We start from the raw sequence: 16,448 nt of genomic DNA on the forward strand, positions 1-16,448 counted from the left end.
GACACCCCTAAGAGCGTGAAGCTTCGAATCGCTGTGCTGCCAACGCTAGCGCCTGCTGCCGCGCCCTGTCGCTCCCTATGCCTAAAGTCAGTAACTGCGCCAGCGCCGCGGTTTTCGTCGGATCGTGCGCCAGCGCCAGCAAGGCGTGATCGATCGACTTCCGGTTGTTGCTCAACGCACGGACCATGTCTTTTTTACCCCGCACAGACAGATCCGGATCCGTGGCGACGCGAGACAAGGCCTCGACCAATATCGATGGATGGTCGCGATTCATCCTGTATGTGATTCCGGAGTGCTCCTCTTTAGCGGCCAGGAGCATTACGTCTGTCAAGTCTATGCCATTGAGGCGGAGCACCTCGGCAAAATCGTTCGTAATGTGGGAGTCGAACATCCACATTCCCGCGCGCTTGAGGTCAACCGCGACATCGAGGCTCATGATCCTGCCAGCGGCCTCGGCTTGCTTGGCCGCCATCAGCACGCCTATCGCACCCGAGACGTCGGCACCCTGCGCAATCAGCCCCTCGACGACGTCCATGGCATTTCTGCTGGCAGCCTCGGCAAGCGCCGCGGCACCGGTTATCACGGCAGGAATGAATTTTTTGACCAGCTCATGATCGCCGTCGCGCAGAAGCTGGAACAGCAGAGGTGCACAACCGCTGTCGCCCAACCGCATGCTGGCACGCAGCATACCGCTAAGCAACGCTTTAGCAGCGTCCACCTGATCTGACTTGACGAATTCCACCAACAGCGACCCGGGCTCCACCAAATCGGAATGAAGCAGGTGGTAACACATATTCGCACCGTCCGGGCGGCTCGCCGCCTGCCTCAACATGTCCTGCGGGTCCTTCGCTGCCGTAAGCAAGTACGCGATCAGGCCGATCGCATTTCGCGATACGCATTGAGCTATGACCTGCAGCTGGTCGTCACCACGGAGTGCCTGGAATTGCTCCTTCCTGGCGAACCGATCCGAGGGGATGGATAAGCCATGCTCTGACAGATCAACGCCCGCTGCTTTCAGCATGATGAGCTCATCTGGTGTCAGTTTATGACCGGCGGCCTTGATGAAATCGGACGCAGGCACGCCGGCCTGCAGCAATTTTTTAATGGACCCAACCTGTGAGAGTATCAATAGCGTCTTCAAATCGTCCTTCGGCACTTCCAATCCCAGCGACAGCAGTTCTTTCAGAGCGCTGGCGTCGAACCGATGGACCATGTCCTTCCAATCTATGACAGCGAATTTTTGACCAAGGAGTAATGGTTGGATTTTGCGTAGGCTGGCCGTATCCCCACTTTCGAGGAGCCGCACTACGGCAAAATGCAACGCGGCGCGCGGGTGGGCATCATCAGTCATGACCCGCCGCCCGACTGTTTGTAACTGTTGCGCTTGAGCTAAATCGCCCTGCCGCACCAGTTCGATAAACGCCGTCGGGAGGTCCGAGCCAGCCCGAAGCAGGGTCGTGAGCAGTTTCTCGTCTAGCATGCCATGCGACGCGTAGGTCAAGATCGCGTCTGAGCCGCTGGCCCCGCGTAATTGCAAGGCCGCGGTCAAAAGATGGTTGCCGGCGAGAGCGACGTCGCTCATGGCGTCCTGGATGATGGCGCCGCCGGCGAGCAAGCAATTCATACCGCGCTCGATTTCTTCCGCAGGAATGCTGGCGTCGCACAACCCCAGCAAAGCCCAGGTGAGATCCGCGCCCGCAATTTGCAGCTCATCAATAATGTTCTCGTGACCCTTGCGCGCCGCAGCCGTCACCGGCCCGATCAGATCCTCGCTGACACCGACGCTCATCAACTTTCCGACCAGATTGTCATCATCCTCGGTGCCTTGGCACACGTACATCAATGGCGTCTGGCCGTGGTCATCGCGGACATTAACGAGATCCGCCTTCCATTCTGGGTAGCGGTCGACAATGTCGTGGGCGATCTCATAATTCTGCGAAGCGATGGCCAGATGCAGCATGTTCTGACCATTGTCGAACACGGCATTGCCGCAAGCCTCGGGGTACTGTGCCGAAATAGTTCGGAATTCAGTCAAGTCGCCCCGCGTCAATGCCTGCTCCAGGGCAGCGTGCGAATTGCGGGATAACCCAGTTGGATCCGGACTTACTCCTTCGATGACAGCACCGGAAATCGAGTTGGAAGAGAGAGAAGAGATCGGCTTCATAGTGCTGCACCCCGTGCGTAGGTTAGACATAAACAGACCACCTGGCCTGTCGATCGCCATCTTGGGTAACACTGAAGCCGTACGAGTTCCACCTTGCCGCGCGGGTGCCGCCGCCCGGCGTGAGCGAAACTGAGGCGCTGCGACGCCTACCGTCTGCCGCGTGGCAGAATCATCCAACGCCGGCTCGAGTCCAGCACGTACGGCGCGAGGTAATGCGCGACCAGAATGCCTATGGCTGCCGCGGCTGTCACGTCAGACAGATAATGATCGCGATTTATCACGCGGCTGATGGCCACCAGCGCCGCAATCAAAAGCGCCGGAATGCGCCAGCGCGGGGCAATTTCGCCAATCGCCGCGGCAACCGCGAAGGCCGTCAGCGTGTGGCTCGACGGAAAGGAGTTGTAGTCATTGCCCCGCGTAAATGGCGCGACCAGGCCGTGCCAGCCGTCTTCGATCAACACCTCGGGGCGCGTGCGGGCCACCACCTTTTTCAACACCAGGGTAATGAGGCCGCCGACAGCCATGCTGCCCACGACCAAGACGGCGCCGCGCGCCATGCGATCAAAGCCCGCGCGCAGCGGACACGCCCATCCACGACGCAGGCCGATCAGCGACACCACGTAAACCGCCAACGCCGCGAGGATATAGAACTCGCTATCGCCCAGGTTACCGATCTTGTCGAAGACCTTATTCACCCCGTCCGAAACATGCTGTTGGATCGCCAGCGTCAGCGGCTGATCGATCCATCGGCTCATCATCAGCAATGCGAGCGCGAGGCACGCCACTAATACCGCACCACCATAGGGCCGCGGCGCAATAGGGGTGTCGGTGGCCAGAGGAACCGAAGCGGTATCCGGAACCGCCGAAGCCCCCGCGGAAGCCTGCGGCGTAGGATCGGGGAGCAAGTCTTGAGGAGACGTCATGAAAGGCAAAGGAAATGGCGAGCCGGGCGCGAGGGCGACATGGTAATCGCCAATTCCGGCGAAACCAAGACCGGATTTGCCCTACGCGGTAAAATGCCCGCTTTCCTTCGCTCATCGCCCCCGGGATCTACACCCGTCACGGCGCACATCATGCAAGAAACCACACTCAAACGTGCCGGCGCGCCCGCGTCGCCTACCCTCTCCGCCACGCCGACGGCAGCCGCCGCGCAAGACGCCGATTCCGCCGCATCCTCTGGTGTACGCAAGCTCTACATCCGTACCTTTGGCTGTCAGATGAACGAGTACGACTCGGACAAGATGGCCGATGTGCTGCGCGGCGACCAGGGCCTCGAGATCACGAACGATCCCGAGCAAGCCGATGTCATCTTGTTCAATACCTGTTCGGTGCGCGAGAAAGCGCAGGAAAAGGTGTTTTCCGATCTGGGCCGCGTCCAGCATCTGAAAAAGATCAACCCCAACCTCGTCATCGGCGTAGGCGGCTGTGTGGCTAGCCAGGAAGGCGAAGCCATCGTCAAGCGCGCGCCCTATGTGGACGTGGTGTTTGGCCCGCAAACGCTGCACCGCCTGCCGGAGCTGATCCAGCGCCGCCGTGCCTCGGGCAAGTCGCAGGTGGACATCAGCTTTCCCGAGATCGAGAAATTCGATGCCCTGCCCCCGCCGCGCGTCGATGGCGCTTCGGCCTTTGTCTCGATCATGGAAGGTTGCAGCAAATACTGCAGCTTTTGTGTCGTGCCCTATACGCGTGGCGCGGAAGTGTCCCGCCCGTTTGATGACGTGCTGGTTGAAGTCGCCGATCTGGCCGACCAGGGTGTCAAGGAAGTCACGCTGCTAGGCCAGAACGTCAACGCTTATCGCGGACCGATGGGCGATACCGGCGAAATCGCGGATTTCGCCATGCTGCTAGAGTATGTGCACGAAATCCCCGGCATCGAGCGTATCCGCTACACGACCTCGCACCCCAAGGAAATGACGCAACGCATGGTGGACGCCTACGCGCGTCTGCCTAAATTGGTGTCGTTCCTGCACCTGCCCGTGCAGGCTGGCAGCGACCGTGTGCTGGCGGCCATGAAGCGCGGCTACACCGCCCTGGAATTCAAGTCCGTCGTGCGCCGCCTGCGCGCCGCGCGGCCCGGGCTGACCCTGTCTTCCGATTTCATCGTGGGTTTCCCCGGCGAGACCGAGGAAGATTTCCAGAAAACGATGAAGCTCATTGAAGACGTCGGCTTCGATACCTCATTCTCTTTTGTCTATTCGCGCCGCCCGGGCACGCCGGCTGCTGATCTGCACGACGACACCCCCCAAGAGGTGAAATTGCGCCGCCTGCAACAGTTGCAGGCCCTGATCAACCAGCAAGCCGCCGAGATCGCGCGATCCATGGTGGGCACGCGCCAGCGTCTGCTGGTCGAAGGCCCGTCGCGCCGCGACCCGAACGAACTGATGGGCCGCACCGAGAACAACCGGATCGTGAATTTCCCGGCGCCGTCACGGCTGATCGGCCAGATGGTGGATGTCATCATCACCGAGGCGTATCCGAACTCTCTCCGCGCCCGCGTCGCCGATGTCGACGGCGTGGACCTCGATGCCACGGCGCTTGCCGCCCGGCACGCCACTGAACAAGGCATCGCATGACGAATCCTCGTAGCCGCACCCGACGCACCATGCCGACCATCGTCAATCTCGAGGGCGATAACACCCATCTGGCCAACCTCTGTGGCCCGTTGGACGAAAACCTGCGTCAGTTGGCCGACGGCATGGGCGTGACGCTGTCGCGCCGCGGCAATCGCATCACGCTGGAAGGCGAACGCGCCGAGCTGGCCGGACGCGCCTTGCAGCGTTTTCACGATCAGGCCGTGCATCGCGCGCTGTCGGTGGATGATATTCAGCTGGGTTTGGTGGAAATGGGCGTGGGCCGCAGCGAAGCCGCTCCCGTGGATCCACGCGGCATTGAACCCAACGCCTTGCCGACGACGGCCGAAGAAGGCCACATCGCCCTGCGTACCCGCCGCAGCGACCTGCGTCCCCGCACGCCGCGCCAGCGCGAATACCTGGAAAATATCCTCAAGCACGACATCACGTTCGGCATCGGCCCGGCCGGCACCGGCAAAACCTGGCTGGCCGTCGCTTGCGCCATCGACGCGATGGAACGCGATTCCGTGCAGCGCCTTGTGTTGACCCGCCCGGCCGTCGAGGCCGGTGAACGCCTGGGTTTTCTGCCCGGCGATCTGGCGCAAAAGGTCGACCCGTATCTGCGTCCGCTTTACGACGCGCTCTACGACCTGATGGGCTTTGACAAGGTCCAGCGCCTGTTCGAGAAACAAACCATCGAGATCGCCCCGTTGGCCTATATGCGCGGCCGTACGCTGAACCACGCTTTCGTGATTTTGGACGAAGCCCAAAACACCACGCCGGAACAGATGAAGATGTTCCTCACGCGTATCGGCTTCGGCAGCAAGGCCGTCATTACCGGCGATCCGTCGCAGGTGGATTTGCCGCGCGGCCAGCAAAGCGGCCTCGCGCACGCCGTCGGTGTGCTGGAAGACGTGCAGGGCATCGCGACCACGCGCTTTACCAGCCGTGACGTCGTGCGCCATCCCTTGGTGGCCCGTATCGTCGATGCCTACGACCGCGCGGCTGAAGAGTCTTAAGTCAGGATCGGCATGCCGCCGCGCCCTGCCCATTTTTATTCATGAACGCTGAACCTGCCCTTCCCGAACTTTCCCTTTCCGTGCAGTACGGTGTCGCCGAGCCACGCCTGCCTCGCTGGCGGCTGCGCCGCTGGGCACGCCGCGCCTTGGACGGCGCTGCTCGTGACGGCCTGATCGACTGTGCGCGCGCTGAATTCAGCCTGCGTCTGGTCGGGCAAGCCGAAGGCCGTAAATTGAACCGCGCCTATCGCGAAAAAGACTATGCGACTAACGTGCTGACCTTCGAATACGGCACCGACCCGCTCGGAACGGCGCGCGGCGACATCGTCATCTGCGTGCCGGTGCTGGTACGCGAGGCGCGCGAGCAAGGCAAAACGCTGCTCGATCACGCGGCGCACCTGACCATACACGGCGTGCTTCACGCGCTGGGCTACGACCACCTCAACGCCCGCGACGCGAAGCGCATGGAGTCGCTGGAGACGGCCATTCTGGCCGACATGCGCATCGCCGATCCCTACGCCTGAGGGCGAGGTATACAAATTTCCGACCGAATTCGGTTATCCTGAAGCATCTTTAACTTGTCCGACGGGACGATGTCCGACCCTTACCCTACTACCGAGGCGCACGCGTCGCGCGCGCCCAAGCCCACTAAATCCCTGTTAGACCGCATGCTGGCGCTCGTGCGACGACGCGAGCCCGAGGACCGCGAAGGCATTAAAGCCGTCCTGGATGCCGCGCATGACCGGCACCTGCTCGATGTTGAAGCCTATGGCATGATCAAGGGCGCGCTGGCCGTGTCCGAGCGTACCGTTGCCGACATCATGGTGCCGCGTTCGCGCATGGATTTGCTCGACGTGTCGCTGTCGGTGCCGCAATTGGTGGCCCTGATAATCGACGCCGGCCACTCCCGCTTTCCCGTCTACGAAGACGATCGCGACAACATCATCGGTATTTTGCTCGCCAAGGATCTGCTGCGCAGCATGCTGGATCCGAGCATCGAGCTGCGTTCGCTGGTACGCCCGGCCGTGTTCATTCCTGAAACCAAGCGCCTGAACGTGTTGCTGCGCGAGTTCCGCGCCAGCCACAACCATCTGGCGATTGTGATTGACGAACATGGTGGCATCTCCGGCCTGGTCACTATGGAAGATGTCCTCGAGCAGATCGTCGGCGACATCGAAGACGAATTCGACGAGGAAGACGAACAAAGCATCTTCCCCGAGGGCGAGAACCAATGGCGCCTGATGGCTGCCACAGAGATCAGTCACTTCAACGAAGCCTTCCAAACCGATCTGCCCGACGACGAATATGACAGCGTTGGCGGATGGGTGGGTGGCCAACTCGGGCGCATCCCGCGCCGCGGCGACAGCGCCACGCATGGCGACATCGTGATCGAAGTCATCCGCGCGGACGCCCGCCGGGCTTTGTGGTTGCGCGCCAAGCGTAACCCGGCCGCGCACGCCAATGGCGCCGATAACGGCGCATCTTCCAACACTTGATCGTGACTCGCCTTTGCGGCGAGGCCGTTCGGAGCCTCTGATGACGTTTGGCCGCGCCCCTCGCTGGGCTCTTGTGGGTTTGGTCGCGGCGGGCGCCGTGCATGCCATGACGTTTGCGCCGGGACCGCTGCCGGTGTGGTCGCTCGCGCTCGTCGAAATCCTCACGCTCTCTTGTCTGGCGTATACCTCCTTGGAGGCGCCTCGTGTCGCGACGGCGTTTCTGCGGGGGTGGGTATTCAATTTCGCCAGCTATTCGTTGGGGTTGTACTGGATCTTCGTCAGCCTGCATCACTATGGCGGCCTGGCCGCGCCATTGGCGGTGGCGGGTGTGTTGGCGTTGGCGGCTTTTCTGGCGCTCTTTCCCGCAGTCGCATGTGCGATCGCGCGATGGCTGAATCCGCCCCTGCCCAGTGGTGAAGACGCACCCTCGTCGTGGCCTCGCCTGTTGATGGCGCCGCTCTGCTTTGCAGCGGCGTGGGGATTGCTGGAATGGTTGCGGGCCACGGTGCTGACCGGGTTCCCATGGCTGAATATCGGGTATGCGCATGTCGATAGTCCGATTGCAGGATGGGCGCCGGTGCTGGGCGTGCATGGCATGGCGTTTTTTGCAGCCTTTGCCGCGGCGGCACTGGCCGGGTTATGGCGCCCTCAGAGTCTGAAAACAGACCGCCCCGATGTGCCGCGCAATCTGGTTTGTGCGCTTGCGCTGCTGCTGGTGTTGGCGGGCTGGCCCCTGGCGAGTATCACGTGGTCGCGCCCCACGGGCGAGCCGCTGCGGGTACGCCTGGTGCAAGGCAATGTCGAACAATCACAGAAGTTCGATCCCCAGCTGTTGGAATCTGGCATTCAGCGCCACCTGGAATTGGCCGCACTACCCACGCCCGCGGCGCAACTGATCATCCTGCCTGAAACCGTCCTGCCCATCTTTCAGGACCGGCTCGATCCCGCGATCTGGCAAGCCTGGCGCAGCATTGCCGAGCGGCACTCGGCGGTTATCGCGATGGGCGTGCCATTACGTACGCGCGGCGCGGATGGGCGTGACAGCTTTACCAATAGCGTGATTGGGTTTACGGCGGAAACGCCGCTGGAGCAGCTACGTTCGGGCACGCCCGCGCTGCGTTACGACAAGCAGCACCTTGTACCTTGGGGCGAATACGTGCCTCCCGGATTCCGCTGGTTTATCGACATGCTTAATATCCCCTTGGGGGATTTCGACCGCGGTGCCGAGCGCCAGCCGCCCTTTCATGTGGGCGATCAATATGTGGCGTTCAACATCTGCTACGAGGACCTGTTCGGCATCGAGCTGCTGCCCGCGCTGCATCCCAGCGACAATGGCGAGCCCGGAGCCACGATTCTGGCCAATGTGAGCAATCTAGGCTGGTTCGGCAACACCTGGGCGCTGCGCCAGCATCTGCAGATCGGCCGTCTGCGTACGCTGGAAACGGCACGTCCGATGCTGGCCGCGACGAACACCGGCATTACCGCCGCCATCGACGCTCAAGGCCAGGTGGCGGCACAGCTGCCCCCGCACCAGGCGGGTATCCTGCCCGTCTCCGTGCAAGGCATGACTGGCCTCACGCCCTATGCGCATTGGGGCGACAAACCGGTGCTGGGCATACTGGCTTTGATCCTCGTCGTGGCGGGGATCGCACGTCGCAGGCAAAGAAATTTATAAATTTTCCGCCATTGACTTGCACACGAAAAAAAACTCGTGCATAATCTCGTTTCTTCGCCAACGGCACTAAACAAACGCCGCAACGACAGAGTTAACACCTCCAAATTGCAGCCTTGTTTTAGCGAAAACGGGGGTATAGCTCAGCTGGGAGAGCGCTTGCATGGCATGCAAGAGGTCAGCGGTTCGATCCCGCTTACCTCCACCAGTCGAAAGCGAAGTTGCAGTACAGTTAGTCCAAGTCCCCTTCGTCTAGAGGCCTAGGACATCACCCTTTCACGGTGAGTACAGGGGTTCGAATCCCCTAGGGGACGCCAACTTTTTAGTTGGTTGCAGTAAATGTAGTACCGCTGCGGAGCGGTAGTTCAGTTGGTTAGAATACCGGCCTGTCACGCCGGGGGTCGCGGGTTCGAGCCCCGTCCGCTCCGCCAAAATTCTAGGGCCAGCGCGCTAATGCCGCTGGCCCTTCGCAGTAACGGAAGTTTGGGGGTATAGCTCAGCTGGGAGAGCGCTTGCATGGCATGCAAGAGGTCAGCGGTTCGATCCCGCTTACCTCCACCAGTTTTGTAGTCCGAGTCCCCTTCGTCTAGAGGCCTAGGACATCACCCTTTCACGGTGAGTACAGGGGTTCGAATCCCCTAGGGGACGCCAACTTTTAGTTGGTTGCAGTAAATGTAATACCGCTGCGGAGCGGTAGTTCAGTTGGTTAGAATACCGGCCTGTCACGCCGGGGGTCGCGGGTTCGAGCCCCGTCCGCTCCGCCAAATAATTCCGAAAAAAAGCACTTACCTCGTAAGTGCTTTTTTTTTCGCCTGCTGTCTGCCTTCTGTCTCAGTAGCCAGTAGCCACCATAAATTTTTCTTTAAACAGAAAATTTTCGCTATAGTTACCGGGACCTTACCTCAATGGACGACGCGGCGCGATGGCATACGATTCAGGCATTCAGGCATATGTAGAACAAGCACGGCAGACGCTGGGCAACATGGCGGGATTGAAGATCACGCTCAGCCAACGCCGCACGCGAGCGGATCAGTATGCCGCCTTGGTGCGCGAGCCCTACCCGGCGTTTCTCGAAGTTTCGGACACCTATATCGTTAAACCGGGTTATGAAATCCCGGTGCGTATCTACCGCCCGAAGCGCTCCGGCCCGCTGCCCACGATTGTCTATCTGCATGGCGGCAGTTTTGTCGCCGGAAGCCCGCAGGGACATGATTTCATCACCGCGAGCCTGGCATGCAATACCGGCGCGCAGGTGTTGAGCGTGCATTACCGGCGCGCACCCGAGAACCCCTACCCCGCGCCCACACAGGATGCCTATGATGCTTTGTGCTGGGCACTGGAAGAGGCCGAACTGCTCAATGTCGATCCCGAGCGTATCGCGGTGGCGGGCGACAGCGCGGGCGGCAACCTTGCAGCGGCATGCGCATTGATGGCGCGAGACAAGAACGGACCGGCGCTGCGTATGCAAGCGTTGATTTACCCGACGCTGGATGCCGACCTGGATACGCCCAGCTATCTGAACAACACAGAAGACGCATTCCTGACGCGGGATGCGATGACGTTCGCGTTGAATGCGTTCCTGGAAAACGATTTGAGCACGCAGGATGGGTATGCGCTACCTATGCGTGCGGCGGATCATTCGCGCCTGCCGCCTGCGTTTATGCTGTTGGCCGATCATGACCCCTTGCTGGACGATGGCTTGCGTTATGCAGAAAAGCTGAGGGCGGCCGGGACCGATGCGCAGACACGTGTCGGCAAGGGAATGATCCATGGATTCCTGCGTGCACGTCGATTCAGCGAAGTCGCAGAATCCGAATTCCAAGCGCTATGCGATGCATTGCGCGAGGCATTGAATCTGCCCGAGCCCGCGCAACGCTGGTGACGATTTCACAGAATTTGCGAGCCTGCGCAGCGATGGCAACTCGTTCGCGATTCGCTTTACTCACGTAGCGCTGGTCGCACGCTCACGATCACAGGTGCCGGCCGGCGGCCGGCTCGTGGGCGATGATCCACATCAGGCTGGCCGGCTCCTCGTACGGATTACTGAAGGTATGCGGTGTCGCTCCATCGAATTGAAAGCTATCACCCGCGCGCAGCTGCAAGACCTTGCCTGCCAGCGTCAATTCGAACGCGCCTTCTAGCACCAAGCCGCCCTTTTCTGCCGGATAGCTCAAGGGCGAAGGCCCGGAGGTGCCACCGGGTTGGATGTTCAACACCATGAACTGCAACCGCTGGCCGGCAGGCGGCGAGAGCATCTCTTTGGTCATCAGCGGCGTGCCAAACTGCACGGCACGCCGGGATGTTGCATGGCGCACGTGATGGGCCAGATCATCCTGCGAAATCTTGGCATCGGCCTCGCCATCCGCATCGAACAATGCGCTCAACGGCACATCCAGCGCCTGCTGGATGCGCATCAGGGTTTTTAACGAAGGATTTCCCAGGTCGCGTTCGATCTGGCTCAACATGCCTATGGCGACCCCGGATGCGGACGACAAGGCCTGCAACGAAATATGCTTGTTCTTCCGTATGCGACGGATGGCCTGTCCGATGGAGCCGGTGTCGTCCTGTGTCATATGCGCGATGTGGCCTGGTTCAGGATTTGGGCTTCAAGCCCATGTTGTCGAGAATGGGCAACCAGTTCGCATAGTCTACTTCGAAGAGTTGCTTGGCATCGGCCAGCGTACCGGGCATCGGGATCAGGCCCAGCTGGCGCAGTTTGGCCTGGAACTCCGGGTCCGTCACGGCAGAGTTCACCGCATCGTGAATCTTGGCCTCGACTTCCGGAGGTGTGCCCGCAGGCACAAAGATGCCTTGCCAGGGCTGCAGCATATGCTTGACGACATCGGCCATTCCGGCTTCGGCGACGGTGGGCACATCGGGCAGTTCCTCGAGGCGGTTTTCGCTGAACACGGCCAGCGCACGGATCTTGCCGCCCTTGACCAGTTCTTTGACCACGGGCGGCGTATCGACGAGATAGGCGTTACGGCCTTCGACCAGGTCCACCAAGGCGGGAGAGCTGCCGCGATAAGGGACGTGCACGACGTCCGCGCCGATGGCGTTGGCGAAGTATTGCGACGTGATGTGGCCCGACGTGCCCGTGCCGGCGGAGCTGAAGTTGTACTTACCGGGCGACTTCTTCAGATATTCGGCAAAGCTCTTCAAATCGGTGGCCGGCGACGTCGCGGGCACCACCAACACCAGCGGCACTTTCGAGATCAGTGCGACCGAAGAAAAGCTATTGACCGGATCGTAGGGCAGCTCTGGCGCGGTGCCGGCCAATAGCACCTGGGTCGACATGCCGCCTAACAGCATCGTGTAACCGTCGGGCTTGGCGCGCGCCACGGCCTGATTACCCACCATGCCGCCCGCGCCAGTACGGTTTTCGACGATGACCGGCTGACCAAGCTTGGTGGAGATTTTCTCGGCGATCTGACGCCCCACGATGTCGGAATTTCCGCCGGTGGGGAAAGGCACGACCAGAGTCACCGGACGGTCCGGATAATCAGCGTATGCGGTGGCGCTGACGCATACCAGCGCGGCAGGTACAACGCGCGCGAGCGCGCGGGCAAACCGGGTAGACAAGGAGCGGAGCATGTGGTTTCTCGTAGTGGGTGAAGGAATTTTTCTATATATCGAAAAATCGTAAAACGAACCTTCGCCAATTTCGAAACTTCACGCTATTCGGGATAGCCCCAGCTTGTTGCCCTCGTGGTCACACGCAAGAGGCGAATCCGCCGCGCCTGTCGATCAGGCCTCGGCGGCAGGCAGTAGCACGTAGACCTTGCGTACCGTCTCCTGGATTTCCCAGACGCCTTGGGTCAGCGGCGACATCATGATGGTGTCTCCGGCTTGGAACGCGGTGGCTTCGCCGCTGTCGGATGTAAAGACGCCTTTGCCAGACAAGATATGCATCACCTCGGCCGATTTCACCTCGCGGCGGAACTTACCGGGTGAGCATTCCCAGATGCCCTGCCCCAGTGATGACGCGCCCGCGATATCGAACTCGCGCAGGCGCAATTGGCAGGCCGGTTCGGATAGCGGTTTTCCAACCGGGCCAATCGGCTCGATATCCGAGATGTCAGCGGTTTGTGCAACGTGTATAACAGCCATAGAAACTCCATGAGTGGCGACCAGCGCGGGTTAGCTGGATACTGGCCGCGCCGATTATTACCGACTTCGAGATATGCGTGCAGGTCAAAACGGTGGAAAAGGTGAGCTATGACGCCAGGACCGCCTCCACCACCCGGTGTACCGCGCGCACCGCCGCATCCTCCGCGCGTGGCGGATAGGTCACCAGATTGATTGTGCGCGTGATGGGGGGATCGACGATTGGTGTGATCGCCAGCTCACCATGAGCGATTTCATCGCCCACGGAATGCGCCGACAGGATGCTCTGACCTTTACCCGCGGACACGAGCTTTTTGATGGCGTATGTGGAATCCACATCCAACATGACCGTGGGCGCGCGGCCCAGATTTTCCGAGAACGTACGCTCGACCATCAGACGCAGCGTCTGGGGAAACGCCGGCAACAGTAATGGCAGATCGGCGATATCCGCCAGCGACACGGTGTCCGATAGCGTGTGTTTAAACGCGGGGTCGGAGACCAGATATAAATCTTCCTCGCCCAGATGATGCACTGCCAGTGGTGTATTGCCCGGTACGTCGTAGACCACGGCCAGATCGACGCGGCCGCTTTGTGCCCATTCGAGCAGCGTGCCGCTCATATGTTCGGTCAGCGTCAGGCGAATATGGGGATACAGACTGGCTGCTTGTTCCAGGACCGCGACGCAGAATTTGGTATTGACCGCCGTGGACATCGCCAACGTTACGCGGCCTCTGGGATTGACATCCGAGGATTTGAAATCATCGTGGACGGAATCGACGCGGCGCAATATTTCCACCGCGTGGGCTTTGAGATGATGACCGGCGGCCGTTAGCTCAATACCGCGTGGCAGGCGGTGAAAGAGTACTTGGCCGAGCTCATCCTCGAGCTGACGCAGCCGTTGCGAGATCGCCGGCTGCGCGACATGAATCTGCGCCGCGGCGCCCGATATGCTGCCGCAACGAATGACGGCCAAGAAATAGCGCAACTGCGTCAATGTCATGCATCGTCCCCTCGCCCGGCCATATATAAAGATATATACAACCCATATTTTTATACTATTTTACCTATAACAAAATCGGTCCAAAAATAGCCGGATAACTTTAGAGGGGACAACCACCATGTTTATCAAACGTCTGGCCATTTCGGCCGTTGCCGCAGCAACTTTCAGTCTGGGGGGCGCAGGCGCCCATGCTGCTTATCCTGACAAGCCCGTCACCGTGATCGTGCCGCAATCACCGGGCGGCACCAACGATATCGTGGCGCGCCTGATATCCGACAAACTGGCACAAAAGCTCGGCCAGCCCTTCGTGGTGCAGAACAAGCCAGGCGCGGGCGGCAATATTGGTACTGCTCAGACGGCGCGTGAGGCGCCTGATGGTTATACCGTGCTGTTCACGGTTAGCAGCGCGCAGGCGATTAACCCGGCGCTGTACAAGGATCCGGGCTTTGATCCCGTCAAGGACTTTGCACCGGTGGCGGCAGTGGGTACCGTACCAAACGTGTTGATTGTTCACCCCTCGTTTCCCGCCAATACGCTGGAAGAGTTCATCAAGGTCATAAAGGCCAATCCCGGCAAATATCAGTATGCCTCGGCCGGCAACGGCACGCTGAACCATCTGCTAGGCGCGATGCTGGATGAAAAAGGCGGCTTGAAGCTTCAGCATATTCCCTATCGTGGGGTGGCGCCGGCGATGACCGATGTGCTGGGCGGTCAGGTGCCGATGATCTTTGCCAGCCTGCCTTCCTCGATCGGTACGATCAAATCCGGCAAGCTGCGCGCATTGGGTGTGAGCACCAAGGATCGCAACCCCGCGCTGCCCGATGTGCCCGCGATCGGCGAACAAATCCCGGGCTTTGCCGGCGAACTATGGATCGCCATGTATGTGCCCAAGAACACCCCTAAAGACGTCATCGACACCCTGTACAAGGCTACTCAGGATGTACTGGCCGACCCGGACGTGAAGAAGAAATACGCCGAGCTGGGCGTTGAGATGCTCAACGATAATCCGGAGCAGCTCGCGAAGCGCCAGCAAGCCGATCTGGAGCTGTGGGGCAACATTGTCAAGTCCACGGGCGCGCAGTTGAACTGAGTCCGTATTCTCCATTCCGCAACACCGTCGCGCGTCCCCTTCTTTCCACATTGGCTGGAATCCGGCGCGCGACATTCCCCCCTGCTACATCTGCAAATCGCATGCACACTGCTACTACCCACGCCTTCACTCCCGAACATGATGGTCCGCTGAAAGACATACGTGTCGTCGATCTGTCGCGTCTGGTCGCCGGCAATATGCTGTCCTTATATCTGGCCGACTTTGGCGCGGATGTCATCAAGGTGGAACGCCCCGAGCGCGGAGATGACCTGCGCCACTGGCGCGAAGGTGGGCAGGCGGTTTACTGGAAGGTCTATGGCCGCAACAAACGGTCTTTGACCTTGGACATCAAGTCGGACACGGGGATGACTCAGCTGAAAAAGCTGATCAAGTGCTCGCACATATTGATCGAAAACTTCGTCCCCGGCGGCCTGGAAAAAATGGGCCTGTCGCCCGACGAGCTGCACAAGTTGAACCCGGCGCTGGTCATCACACGCGTCTCGGGCTGGGGCCAGACCGGACCGTATAGCCACAAACCCGGCTTTGGCACCTTGGTGGAAGCGATGTCGGGCTACGCCCATTTGAACGGCTTTCCGGACAAACCGCCCGCGTTGCCTCCGCTGGCCATGGCCGACATGGTGGCCGGCATTTATGGTGCGGCGGGCGTGCTGACGGCATTGCGTTCCGCCGAGAAAACCGGTGTAGGCCAAGTGGTGGACCTGTCGTTGTTCGAACCGATTTTCTCGCTGATTTCTTCCGAGGCCGCCAAATTCCAGGCGACCGGTACGCCCACGATGCGCTCGGGCAATCAATCGGCCCATACGGCGCCGCGCAATGTCTACCTGTGCAAGGACGGCCAGCACATCGCCATGTCGGGATCGATGCAATCCATGGCGATGCGCATATTCGACACGATCGGCCGCCCCGAGCTCAAAACCGATCCGCGTTTTGAAAACAACGATGCGCGTGTGCAGAACAAGGACGAGCTCGATGAGATCATCCAGTCATTCGTGGCACAGCGCACGCAAGAAGAAAACCTTGCGTTGTTCGAGCGTGCCGGTGTGACGGCGGGCCCGGTGTATTCGGTGGCTGACCTGATCGATCACCCGTATGTGACCGGACGCGAAGCAATCGTGCATGTGCCTGATGCGGATATGGGCAGTGTGCCCATGCACAATATTATTCCGCGCCTGTCGGGCAGCCCAGGCGCGCTGCGCCGCCCTGCTCCGGCCTTGGGCGAGCATACGGCGGACATTCTGGCCGAATTGGAAAGCGTGTCGCTGGACTGAACGAATACGCGCGGGCGGCGCTTTCCAGACAGGTGGCGCAG

General features: G+C 60.4%; 14 protein-coding genes and 6 tRNA genes. 14 read left to right on the forward strand and 6 right to left on the reverse strand.

Annotated features, from left to right (window positions below):
* Positions 1–7 precede the first annotated feature (7 nt).
* Both GOQ25_RS04915 and GOQ25_RS04920 read right to left on the reverse strand, forming a co-directional pair.
* Entirely contained in the window at positions 8–2,164 is a 2,157-nt protein-coding gene (locus GOQ25_RS04915) for a hypothetical protein (RefSeq protein WP_160349329.1), read from the reverse strand.
* 146 nt (positions 2,165–2,310) lie between these two features.
* The gene (locus GOQ25_RS04920) at positions 2,311–3,087 is read right to left on the reverse strand and encodes a phosphatase PAP2 family protein (protein WP_160349330.1); all 777 of its coding nucleotides are present in this window, start codon (positions 3,085–3,087) and stop codon (positions 2,311–2,313) included.
* Between the two features lie 150 nt (positions 3,088–3,237).
* Between GOQ25_RS04920 and miaB the strand changes: the two genes are divergently transcribed.
* The 12 genes from miaB (at position 3,238) to GOQ25_RS04980 (ending at position 10,803) form a co-directional block, all read left to right on the forward strand.
* Entirely contained in the window at positions 3,238–4,737 is a 1,500-nt protein-coding gene (miaB, locus tag GOQ25_RS04925; RefSeq protein WP_160349331.1) for a tRNA (N6-isopentenyl adenosine(37)-C2)-methylthiotransferase MiaB, read from the forward strand.
* The gene (locus tag GOQ25_RS04930; RefSeq protein WP_160349332.1) at positions 4,734–5,753 is read left to right on the forward strand and encodes a PhoH family protein; all 1,020 of its coding nucleotides are present in this window, start codon (positions 4,734–4,736) and stop codon (positions 5,751–5,753) included. Before miaB ends, GOQ25_RS04930 begins: the two co-directional genes overlap by 4 nt.
* A 41-nt stretch (positions 5,754–5,794) precedes the next feature.
* On the forward strand, positions 5,795–6,277 hold the full coding sequence (gene ybeY / locus GOQ25_RS04935) for an rRNA maturation RNase YbeY (RefSeq protein ID WP_160349333.1): 483 nt from the start codon (positions 5,795–5,797) through the stop codon (positions 6,275–6,277).
* A 69-nt stretch (positions 6,278–6,346) separates the two neighbouring features.
* Positions 6,347–7,249 (forward strand): HlyC/CorC family transporter, encoded by a 903-nt coding sequence (locus GOQ25_RS04940; RefSeq protein ID WP_160349334.1) that lies wholly within the window; start codon positions 6,347–6,349, stop codon positions 7,247–7,249.
* A 37-nt stretch (positions 7,250–7,286) separates the two neighbouring features.
* A complete protein-coding gene (gene lnt, locus GOQ25_RS04945) occupies positions 7,287–8,924 on the forward strand; it encodes an apolipoprotein N-acyltransferase (protein WP_370519890.1) in 1,638 nt (545 codons plus the stop codon).
* Between the two features lie 129 nt (positions 8,925–9,053).
* Positions 9,054–9,129, forward strand: a tRNA-Ala gene (locus GOQ25_RS04950).
* 33 nt (positions 9,130–9,162) lie between these two features.
* A tRNA-Glu gene (locus GOQ25_RS04955) sits at positions 9,163–9,238 on the forward strand.
* Positions 9,239–9,275: 37 nt separating this feature from the next.
* Positions 9,276–9,352, forward strand: a tRNA-Asp gene (locus GOQ25_RS04960).
* Between the two features lie 54 nt (positions 9,353–9,406).
* Positions 9,407–9,482, forward strand: a tRNA-Ala gene (locus tag GOQ25_RS04965).
* A 14-nt stretch (positions 9,483–9,496) separates the two neighbouring features.
* Positions 9,497–9,572, forward strand: a tRNA-Glu gene (locus GOQ25_RS04970).
* 36 nt (positions 9,573–9,608) lie between these two features.
* Positions 9,609–9,685, forward strand: a tRNA-Asp gene (locus GOQ25_RS04975).
* 158 nt (positions 9,686–9,843) lie between these two features.
* Positions 9,844–10,803 carry an alpha/beta hydrolase gene (locus GOQ25_RS04980; protein ID WP_160349336.1) on the forward strand — a complete coding sequence of 320 codons (960 nt, stop codon included), beginning with the start codon at positions 9,844–9,846 and terminating at the stop codon, positions 10,801–10,803.
* An 88-nt stretch (positions 10,804–10,891) separates the two neighbouring features.
* On the opposite strand, the gene GOQ25_RS04985 is transcribed toward GOQ25_RS04980, so the two are convergent.
* From GOQ25_RS04985 to GOQ25_RS05000, 4 genes are all read right to left on the reverse strand, one after another.
* Positions 10,892–11,494 (reverse strand): cupin domain-containing protein, encoded by a 603-nt coding sequence (locus GOQ25_RS04985; protein WP_160349337.1) that lies wholly within the window; start codon positions 11,492–11,494, stop codon positions 10,892–10,894.
* Between the two features lie 19 nt (positions 11,495–11,513).
* On the reverse strand, positions 11,514–12,515 hold the full coding sequence (locus tag GOQ25_RS04990; protein ID WP_160349338.1) for a tripartite tricarboxylate transporter substrate binding protein BugE: 1,002 nt from the start codon (positions 12,513–12,515) through the stop codon (positions 11,514–11,516).
* A 153-nt stretch (positions 12,516–12,668) separates the two neighbouring features.
* The gene (locus tag GOQ25_RS04995) at positions 12,669–13,031 is read right to left on the reverse strand and encodes a cupin domain-containing protein (protein WP_160349339.1); all 363 of its coding nucleotides are present in this window, start codon (positions 13,029–13,031) and stop codon (positions 12,669–12,671) included.
* Positions 13,032–13,137: 106 nt separating this feature from the next.
* Positions 13,138–14,028 carry a LysR family transcriptional regulator gene (locus GOQ25_RS05000; protein WP_160349340.1) on the reverse strand — a complete coding sequence of 297 codons (891 nt, stop codon included), beginning with the start codon at positions 14,026–14,028 and terminating at the stop codon, positions 13,138–13,140.
* 118 nt (positions 14,029–14,146) lie between these two features.
* Between GOQ25_RS05000 and GOQ25_RS05005 the strand changes: the two genes are divergently transcribed.
* Both GOQ25_RS05005 and GOQ25_RS05010 read left to right on the forward strand, forming a co-directional pair.
* On the forward strand, positions 14,147–15,118 hold the full coding sequence (locus GOQ25_RS05005) for a tripartite tricarboxylate transporter substrate binding protein (RefSeq protein ID WP_160349341.1): 972 nt from the start codon (positions 14,147–14,149) through the stop codon (positions 15,116–15,118).
* Positions 15,119–15,219: 101 nt separating this feature from the next.
* Entirely contained in the window at positions 15,220–16,407 is a 1,188-nt protein-coding gene (locus GOQ25_RS05010) for a CaiB/BaiF CoA-transferase family protein (protein WP_160349342.1), read from the forward strand.
* Positions 16,408–16,448 lie beyond the last annotated feature (41 nt).

The sequence above is a fragment of the Bordetella sp. 15P40C-2 genome (assembly GCF_009763235.1).
GTDB lineage: Bacteria > Pseudomonadota > Gammaproteobacteria > Burkholderiales > Burkholderiaceae_B > Bordetella_A.